The organism is Cellulophaga sp. BC115SP, from assembly GCF_009905545.1.
Lineage (GTDB): Bacteria > Bacteroidota > Bacteroidia > Cytophagales > Spirosomataceae > Flectobacillus > Flectobacillus rivi.
The window spans coordinates 1-804 of sequence record NZ_JAAALB010000167.1; the positions used below are offsets into that span (position 1 = coordinate 1).

The 804-nt window shown below is 42.5% G+C and carries 1 protein-coding gene; it reads left to right on the plus strand.

The window, feature by feature from the left end; genetic code table 11:
* Positions 1-804 (plus strand): hypothetical protein (locus GVN22_RS27450; RefSeq protein WP_205691069.1); only part of this gene is annotated, 804 nt, incomplete at both ends.

The window sequence follows — 804 nt, forward strand, 5'->3', positions numbered from 1 at the left end:
AAAACCTCATTTCTGGCAATCCTATCATTGTTAATGAATCGGTAATGGATGGCTTTGGAAAGATTCGTAAGGATTTTAATGTTGAGGTCACCGACGCCAAAACACCTATCTTTTCGGTTGTCGCTAAGGATGCCAACAAGCCAGCTTCAGACGATTTTAATCCTACAACTGACGCCGTTAAAATCAATGCCAAATTACCTAACTTCTTTGATATTGATATTGACTTGGCGCTGAAGCGTTCGGACGTTCTAAAGATTTTCAGAAGCTACGAGCGTCTGATCACCACGGGCAACATGACCAAAGAGCAGGTCTTGGCTATGCCTTGGGAATTGTTTTTTGTCAATACGGTACTTCAAAAGTCGGGCGAAGGTTTGGCGCTTTATGGTACTTACAGAGGGGTGTTTAATCAGTCAGGATTTGGCTCTATGAGTACAATTGATGGTTTGATTAAAAAGTTTACTGCTGGTCGTGGTACAGGTGGTGACATTCCTAGTGCAAACGTTGTGGCTTCAGCGGCAACACCGTTGACTGATCAAAACATTTATGATGAGGTAAAAGCTATCTGTGCTTTGACTGACTCAAATCCAGCTTTGGCAGCCAAACCACTCAAGTTTAAAATTTCGCCATCAAACAAGCGTAAGTACGACACCAATCGACGTGCCAAGTACCCAAATCACGTAGGGCCAAATGAAGTTGCTAAAACGGTAGACGATTACGACAACATCACGTTTGATGTAGATCCAGCGTTGGCGTCAAGCAACTTGATGTTTATTTCTCCTGATTTGTTTTTCTTGACAAATGAGG